At 45.8% G+C, this 8,100-nt stretch carries 7 protein-coding genes; 6 read left to right on the top strand and 1 reads right to left on the bottom strand.

Annotated features, from left to right (window positions below):
* Nucleotides 1-501 precede the first annotated feature (501 nt).
* From PX484_RS21145 to PX484_RS21120, 6 genes are all read left to right on the top strand, one after another.
* Nucleotides 502-1,788 (top strand): FAD-binding oxidoreductase, encoded by a 1,287-nt coding sequence (locus PX484_RS21145; RefSeq protein WP_288105391.1) that lies wholly within the window; start codon nucleotides 502-504, stop codon nucleotides 1,786-1,788.
* A gap of 9 nt (nucleotides 1,789-1,797) precedes the next feature.
* Nucleotides 1,798-3,153, top strand: coding sequence for a (Fe-S)-binding protein (locus tag PX484_RS21140; protein WP_104396710.1), 1,356 nt, complete (start codon nucleotides 1,798-1,800; stop codon nucleotides 3,151-3,153).
* Between the two features lie 141 nt (nucleotides 3,154-3,294).
* The gene (locus PX484_RS21135; RefSeq protein WP_043997934.1) at nucleotides 3,295-4,593 is read left to right on the top strand and encodes a homoserine dehydrogenase; all 1,299 of its coding nucleotides are present in this window, start codon (nucleotides 3,295-3,297) and stop codon (nucleotides 4,591-4,593) included.
* Between the two features lie 19 nt (nucleotides 4,594-4,612).
* The gene (locus PX484_RS21130; RefSeq protein ID WP_287765767.1) at nucleotides 4,613-5,509 is read left to right on the top strand and encodes a LysM peptidoglycan-binding domain-containing M23 family metallopeptidase; all 897 of its coding nucleotides are present in this window, start codon (nucleotides 4,613-4,615) and stop codon (nucleotides 5,507-5,509) included.
* A gap of 275 nt (nucleotides 5,510-5,784) precedes the next feature.
* The gene (locus tag PX484_RS21125) at nucleotides 5,785-6,516 is read left to right on the top strand and encodes a PEP-CTERM sorting domain-containing protein (RefSeq protein ID WP_287665156.1); all 732 of its coding nucleotides are present in this window, start codon (nucleotides 5,785-5,787) and stop codon (nucleotides 6,514-6,516) included.
* A gap of 89 nt (nucleotides 6,517-6,605) precedes the next feature.
* Nucleotides 6,606-7,448: an Rpn family recombination-promoting nuclease/putative transposase gene (locus PX484_RS21120; RefSeq protein ID WP_287765661.1), complete on the top strand. Its 843-nt coding sequence runs from the start codon at nucleotides 6,606-6,608 to the stop codon at nucleotides 7,446-7,448.
* 200 nt (nucleotides 7,449-7,648) lie between these two features.
* On the opposite strand, the gene PX484_RS21115 is transcribed toward PX484_RS21120, so the two are convergent.
* Nucleotides 7,649-8,100 (bottom strand): aminotransferase class V-fold PLP-dependent enzyme (locus PX484_RS21115; RefSeq protein ID WP_288105387.1); only part of this gene is annotated, 452 nt, incomplete at its 5' end.

Genomic DNA, 8,100 nt, shown 5'->3' with positions numbered 1-8,100 from the left:
TCTAGTCCTTCTTTGCGGGCTAAGGCTTTTAATTCATCCAAGCGGGCGAAAACGTAGGGGGGTAAGGCACTTAATCGCTTGGCGCGGCTATTCGTCCAATCTACACTCATTACTTCTTGGCTTACTGATCGAGGTAATCTACCATTATGGCACGAGTGTATGGCTAATTTAGCAGTTAGGGACTTGCGCTTTGATAATGTACCTTTTGGGCGAACGCAGTTCGCCCCTACATTGTGGACAAAATCCGTTACTGTAGGGGCGCAAAGCTTGCGCCCTCCGATCGATTGGGATATTATTCCTACGCAAGTCCCTTAGTTATTAGCTGACTTCTTTGTGCCTCAGTATGGCTGGAATTGCCTGACATCGGAGATGGAGAGCAAAACTAAGGTAATCTGATTAATAGAGGCTGAAAATTACTGATTAGCCCTAGCATTACCCCCATTCTTCGCCATTATCGGCCGGTAAGTCCTAACTCCTCACTCCTCAATTCTTTTCTCAAATATGACTGCGATTGCTGCCCAGATAACTTCTATTTTACCCCCCGACACGACGGTTATTGCCTGGCCACAAGTGCCAAAACAGGAACAAGAAAGATTATCAAGGGCAATTAGGGGCAAAAGTCCTGAAATTCTAGTTTATCCCGCTAATACGGCCGCTTTAGTCTCTCTGGTGCGTTTTGCCAACGAAAATCGTCTGTCTTTATTGGCCTACGGTCAAGGCAGTAAATTAGATTGGGGTGGGTTAGTCGAGTCGCCCGATATTTTAGTCAGTACCCAAAATCTCAACCGGATTATTGACCATGCTAGGGGAGATTTAACTATAACCGTGGAAGCTGGGCTTAAACTAGCAGATTTACAGGCTTTTTTGGCTCCTAGCGGTCAATTTCTTCCTCTTGATCCCAGTTATGCCCATAATGCCACGATTGGCGGTATTATGGCCACGGCCGACGCGGGAACATGGCGGCAAAGATACGGTGGAGTCCGGGATCTGATCCTAGGATTCTCCTTTATCCGTCACGATGGCGAGATTGCTAAAGCTGGAGGGCGTGTGGTGAAAAATGTGGCGGGATACGACATGATGAAGCTATTTACGGGTTCCTACGGCACTTTAGGGATTATCGATCAAATTACCCTGCGACTCTATCCCGAAACCCCTAACTCAGAAACCCTGATAATCACTGGAAATAGCGAAAATATTAGTAAATTAAGTCAAGTTATTCGGCAATCGTCTTTAACTCCCACCGTGGCTGAATGTTTAAACCCAGGGATGACGCAAGCACTAGGATTAGGGGAAAAAGTCGCTTTACTGCTGCGTTTTCAAAGCATTCCCGAAAGTATTAGCGAACAATCGCAACAGGTGAGTTATTTAGGACAACAGTTAGACTGTCAGACCAATTATTATCGGGATGAGGAAGAAATTTCTCTAGGGCAAAGATACCGAAAAACAATCGATAATTATGACCAAGAGGGCAATTTTTTCGGCAAAATAGGATTATTACCCAGCAGTTTAGCTCTAGTTATCGACCAAATTAACGGACTAGCCTCGATTAATATTAGTAGTGGGGTGGGTAAAGTTATCTTAAAATCGGAGGAAAATCTTGACAAAATTCGCTCTTTATGCAGCGCCAATCAGGGTTATTTAACGGTGTTAACTGCGCCTCCATCGCTAAAAGAAAAAATTGAACCTTGGGGTTATACAGGTAACGCAATTACCACGATGAAAACCCTAAAAACTAAATTCGATCCTCACGGTATTTTTAGTCCTGAACGCTTTCTTAACAAAATCTAATTAAAAATCATGCAAACCTCCGAACATTCCGTTAACTTTCAAGAATTAATCGACCAAAAAAATCAAGGATTTGACCCCAAGAATCCCCCCGCTCAAGAATTAATCGATAGTTGTGTTCACTGTGGTTTTTGTCTATCTACCTGTCCCAGTTATCGAGTTATTGGCAAAGAAATGGACTCCCCCCGGGGTAGAATTTATCTGATGAATGCCATCAACAAAGGAGAAGCAGTTTTAGACGAAACCACTAGCCAACATTTTGATACTTGTTTAGGTTGTTTAGCCTGTGTTAGTACTTGTCCATCAGGAGTACAATACGATCAATTAATCGCCGCAGTCCGTCCGCAGGTGGAACGCAATCAACCCCGCAGTTTTAAAGATAAAATTATTCGTTTTCTCATTTTTAATCTCTTTCCCTATCCCGTCCGTCTCAAATTATTTTTACCTTTCCTCTGGTTATATCAAACCCTGGGACTACAAACCCTAGTCAGGAAATCGGGTATCTTAAAAATGCTCTTTCCCCGTCTAGCGGCCATGGAATCAATTCTACCCAAAATTACTCTAAATTCTCTGTTTAAAAACTATGCCGATGTTATTCCTTCCCAAACGGAAAAACGCTATCGGGTAGGGGTGGTTTTAGGTTGTGTGCAGAGACTCTTTTTCTCGCCGGTAAATGAAGCGACAGTGCGGGTTTTAACTGCTAATGGTTGTGAAGTGGTTATCCCAAAAACCCAGGGTTGTTGTGCCGCTTTACCCGCACACCAAGGACAGGAAAAACAAGCGCAAAGTTTAGCCAGACAAATGATCGATAGTTTCGCAGCAACCGAGGTCGATTATATTATTATCAATGCGGCGGGTTGTGGTCATACTCTCAAGGAATATCATCATATTTTAGCCGATGATCCTGAATATAAAGATAAGGCTAAGGAGTTTGTGGCTAAAGTACGCGATGCCCAAGAATTTTTGGCAGCAGTGGGATTAACTGCTGATTTATCGCCGATTACCGAAACAGAATTAACCCTAGTTTATCAAGATGCCTGTCATCTTTTACACGGACAAAAAATCTCCGTGCAGCCACGGCAATTATTGCAAAAAATCCCCAATATTAACTTAAAAGAACCTATCGATGCGGCCTTGTGTTGTGGTAGTGCCGGAGTTTATAATATGCTACAGCCAGATACTGCCGATGAATTAGGTCAGCAGAAAGTACGCAATTTATTAAATACTGGGGCTGCGGTGATTGCTTCTCCTAATCCGGGTTGTTCCCTACAAATTAAAAAACATTTACAATTACAGGGAAAAGATACACCCGTTATTCATCCTATCGAATTATTAGATTATGCGATTCGCGGGCTGAAAATTGGCTAACTCCCACCATTTGAGTTGTGTTAGTGGTGTCAGGGAAGCAAAAGAAAACCCCACAGACAAAGACCTTGTAATGATAAAATCGACAATGGCGAGGGCTTGGCCATTAGTATTTTTTGCGTCGGACTAGCAGGAGATAAAAGCGTGACCTTTAAGATTGGTTTACTCGGTTTCGGGGTTGTGGGGACGGGAACAGCGAAAATCCTCCTTGATCCTTTTGGTCGTCATCCCGTACTCAAAGAGATTACCATTGGACGAGTGGGAGTTAGATCCCTAGATAAACCGAGAGAAATCGAGCTTTCTCCCCATCTGTTGACCACTGACCTAGAATCGATCGTTACTGACCCCGAAATTGATATTATTGTCGAATTATTGGGGGGTTTGGAACCAGCACGCTCTTTAATTCTCAAGGCAATCGCATCGGGAAAGCACGTTGTTACGGCAAATAAGGCGGTTATTGCCCGTTTTGGTGACGAAATCTACGCCAAAGCTAACGAAAAGGGGGTTTATGTCCTTCTAGAAGCGGCCGTGGGTGGTGGCATTCCCGTCATTAAACCCTTGAAACAATCCCTCGGCGCTAATCGTATCAGCAGCATTATGGGAATTGTCAACGGCACAACTAACTATATTCTCACGGAAATGAGCCAAAAAGGGGCAGATTTTAGCGAAGTGCTGGCCAAAGCTCAGGAATTAGGTTATGCAGAAGCGGATCCCACTGCGGACGTGGATGGATTCGACGCAGCCGATAAAATCGCTATTTTAGCCTCTCTGGGTTTTGGAGGTCGGGTAAAACGGGAAGATGTTTACTGTGAAGGTATCCGGCAAGTTAGCGCCGTCGATATCGCCTACGCTGATAGACTGGGATTTGTGATTAAATTATTAGCGATTGCGAAAGACACGGTTAAGGAAGATTCCGATACCCTAGAGTTGCGGGTTCATCCAACCCTAGTACCGAAAAACCATCCCCTCGCTAATGCGAACGGAGTCTATAACGCTATTCTGGTCGAGGGGGAACCCTTGGGACAAGTGATGTTTTATGGACCGGGTGCCGGTGGCGGACCGACGGCCAGTGCAGTAGTATCGGATGTGATGAATATCGTCGGAATTTTAAAAAGTAGTGGCAAAACCAAGGAACTTGACCCGCTTTTAAGCTGTGTTCACCAGCATTATTGTCAAATCGCCCCCATGGAGGATTTATCGACCCGTTTTTATGCTCGTTTTCTCTGTCGCGATGTGCCGGGGGTCATCGGTCATTTAGGTATGGCTTTCGGCGACCATGGGGTTAGTCTAGAATCCGTGGTACAAATTGGTATTAGGGGTGATTTAGCCGAAATTGTCGTTGTCACCCACGATGTGCGCGAGGGCAATTTCCGCAACGCTTTAGCGACAATAGAGTCTTTAGAAGCTATTGACAGTATTCCTAGTATTCTCCGAGTTTTGTAGTCAAGAAATCGCTTTTTTTATGGTCATGGGTCGGAGAATCAGAAGTGAGAAAATTTGGCTAAGTTTGACTAGCACAATTTGGTTTTTTTGTCTAGGTTTTTTGGGCTTAAATCAAAAATTAATTTTTGCCCAAGGGTCTGATAATGTTTGTCCCCTGCCGATTTTATCAAGGTTACAACGCCATAAAATCCAAGCGGGAGAAACGATCGCCTCCATCGCCGAAAAATACGCTCTTATCCCCGCAACGATAATTAAACTCAATCCGACTATTCTCAAAAATGGTTTGGCCCCCGTCGGGAAAGAAATCTTTATTCCCCCGATGAACGGCATTCGCATCGAAGCACCCCGGGGTTCCACTTGGCGCGATTTAGAAGCAGCCTATGGTATTCGTGCCGATATACTCTTTGAGCTTAACGGTTGTGGTCGCCGGCCGACAATAGTTTTTATCCCAGGCACCAATTGGTCCGCCGCCGGCAAGCGATCGGATTATACTGGATTAAGTTCTTATCCCTTACCCTTTGCCAGCACTGTCGGATTAGCCTACGGTTGGCAAAAAAGCCCCACGGAACAGAAAAATCTTTTTCATAGTGGTATTGATCTTCTCGCAGATGTTGGTACACCTGTTCTAGCCGCCGAGGATGGTCTAGTGATTTATGTGGGTCAGGAAGGGGCCTATGGTAATTTGGTAGTAATTAATCATTTAGGTCGCCGGCAGACCCGTTATGCCCATTTAAGCAGGGTTACAGTGAGAATTGACCAACGGGTACGAGCAGGAGACGTTATCGGTGCGGTTGGGACCACGGGACAACCGGATATTATTCCCCCCCATCTTCATTTTGAGGTGCGCTTAGATACTCCCGTCGGTTGGACAGCGCAGGATCCAGCTTTGCATTTGCCCCAAATTGGCCCGCAATAGGGTGTGGGGTGTGGGGTGTGGGGTGTAGGGTTTTACCGATTTTGAGGGGGTCAATTACCTAATTTTCAGGGAAAAAGTCCAGGGATTTTCCCCCCGATTACTCGCATATAATGTAAAGATTTATTAAATTGTAGCGTTTGATACAATGCGGGGGGGGGAAGCGTGTACCCTCTTGACTGTTAGGTTCGCTTGTCATTGTTTTGGGTTGCCCTATCGCTTAACCCAAATGGAAATGTCAGGCACTCAAATCATCTACCATTAACCCTTTTCTTTTCATGAAAATAAAACAACTCGGAATTGTCTCTGGAGTTGCCCTGGCGACTCTGGTAACGGCTAGTGCAGCACAAGCTGCTTTGGTGGTCGTACCCCCCGGCTTGAATCCGGGCGACCAGTATCGCTTGGTGTTTGTCACTGACGGCACACGGGATGCAACAAGCACCAACATCAACGACTACAATAACTTTGTTACCAACCAGGTAACAGGAAGCGCTCTTGCTACGCAATTAACAACGGCAGGATTTAACCTGGGTACGATCACTTGGAAGGCGATCGGTTCTACTTCCGCTACCTCGGCCAAAGTCAATACCGGTACTGATGGCAGTCAGCCAGATGTTCCCATCTACCTCATAGATGGCAACAAGGTCGCCAATAATAATGCCGATCTTTGGGATGGCAGCATCCAAACCTTTATTAATCGCACTCAGATAGACACATCTGGAACAGATTCTGTATGGACAGGCACTAATGTGGGTGGCTCCGCTCAATCCCCGTTGGGTAACTCGGGTTTTCCGCCTATGGTTACTATAGGTAGCCCTGTTCAAACTGACGCCTCGTGGATCAATATGATCGGTCTTAGTTCAAGTAACTCATACACTCTATATGGAATGTCCTCAGTCCTGACAGTGCCGACTCCAGCAGTCAGTGTCCCCGAACCCTCTAGCCTTCTCGGTTTTATCACACTGGGCGGTTTAATGTTAGGGGGTGCTGTCCGCAAAGCGAGGAAATAATGCCTACAAGGGAGAGGAGACGCGGGTTTCCTCTCTCTTTTTTGGGGGGGGTTTTATGGGAAGATCGCTATGGTGCAATCCCGATCATCATGAAACGAGACTCGATATTTTACCGGCTTTTCCAACAATCCCCCTCCCTTCTCTTCGATTTACTGGAAAACCCACCCGATAATGCCACCGAATACCGCTTTGACTCCGTAGCCGTCAAAGAACCCAAATTTGAGATCGATGGCGTATTTCTCCCACCTGATACTGATAGGAACGGGGTGATTTATTTTTGTGAAGTACAATTTCAAAAAGACGAACGACTCTATGAACGGGTTTTTGGTGAATCATTTTTATATTTCTACCGCCAGCGAGAACGATTTACCGATTGGCAAATTGTTGTCATCTATCCCACCCGTAACCTAGAACAAAGCAATGCTCATCCCTACCGATCGCTTCTCAATTGTGAGCAAGTACATCGAGTTTATCTGAACGAATTAGGGGAAATTCAGCAGTTACCCCTAGGGGTTGCCTTGATGGTACTCACTACTGTAGAAGAAACCCAAGCACCAGAAAAAGCCCGCTATTTACTGGCACGAACCCAAGAGCAAATTGTAGATACAGAAGCCAGTCGCGCCATAATAGAAATGATTGCCACAATTATGGTCTATAAGTTTACTAACTTGAGTCGGCAGGAGGTTGATACAATGCTAGGACTACAATTGGCAGATACAAGGGTATATCGTGAAGCCAAGGAGGAAGGTCGTCAGGAAGGAGAATCTGCGCTCATCCTGCGGCTCCTCTCGCGTCGGATCGGTGAAGTGACTCCTGAACAGCGATCGCAGATTCAAGCTCTCTCAATTAATCAACTGGAAGCTTTAGGAGAAGCTTTGTTAGATTTTACCAAACCGGGAGATTTAGAGGAATGGTTGCGATCGCATCTGTAGGTGAACTTGGTGTTAAAACTATTTGGTTGGGACTAGGAAGATGACAGTATATTAGCCAGACGTGGAAACTATCTGATCAAATTAGTTCCCCCATAGAACCCCCTTGAGCCATCTTGCACACTTTTCTCTCTTTGTCAAATTTTATGTTAAGAAAGATGTGACTAATGGATAGGGGGAGAAGGGGAAAAGCCAACCCAAGATTAACCCTGCACCATCACCGAGGCAGCGGCAGCCACACCGGCGCCGGGGGTGACACCTTCGACACCTAACTCGATTAAAGTCGCTTCAATGGCAGCGATAACCGTGAGGATATCCCTCTCACTGGCAAAACCTAAATGACCGATACGGAAGATTTTACCCTTGAGGTGATCCTGACCACCAGCCACAGCGATGTCGAACTTTTTATTGAGAGTCGAACGAATTTTTTCCGCATCTACTAGAGTGGGGGCCACCGCAGTAATCGCCGTGGAAGCCCAGGAATCCGCCGCGTAGAGGGGCAAATTCAGGGCCTGCATACCGGCCCGCGTCATCTTCGTTAAGCGTTGGTGACGGGCGAAAATTGCCGCTAATCCCTCCCTTCTCATCATTTGCAGAGAAGCTTGTAAACCGTACATCAGGTTAACTGGAGGGGTAAAGGGGGAACTATCCTCAT

The sequence above is a fragment of the Microcystis sp. M49636_WE2 genome (assembly GCF_030065375.1).
GTDB lineage: Bacteria > Cyanobacteriota > Cyanobacteriia > Cyanobacteriales > Microcystaceae > Microcystis > Microcystis aeruginosa_C.
This window is presented reverse-complemented; position numbering and strand designations above follow the sequence as displayed.

Excerpts from the sequence above, each read along its gene's own strand:
- PX484_RS21145 (WP_288105391.1), top strand. The coding sequence starts at position 502 with ATGACTGCGATTGCTGCCCAGATAACTTCTATTTTACCCCCCGACACG.
- PX484_RS21140 (WP_104396710.1), top strand. The coding sequence starts at position 1,798 with ATGCAAACCTCCGAACATTCCGTTAACTTTCAAGAATTAATCGACCAA.
- PX484_RS21130 (WP_287765767.1), top strand. The coding sequence starts at position 4,613 with ATGGTCATGGGTCGGAGAATCAGAAGTGAGAAAATTTGGCTAAGTTTG.
- PX484_RS21125 (WP_287665156.1), top strand. The coding sequence starts at position 5,785 with ATGAAAATAAAACAACTCGGAATTGTCTCTGGAGTTGCCCTGGCGACT.
- PX484_RS21120 (WP_287765661.1), top strand. The coding sequence starts at position 6,606 with ATGAAACGAGACTCGATATTTTACCGGCTTTTCCAACAATCCCCCTCC.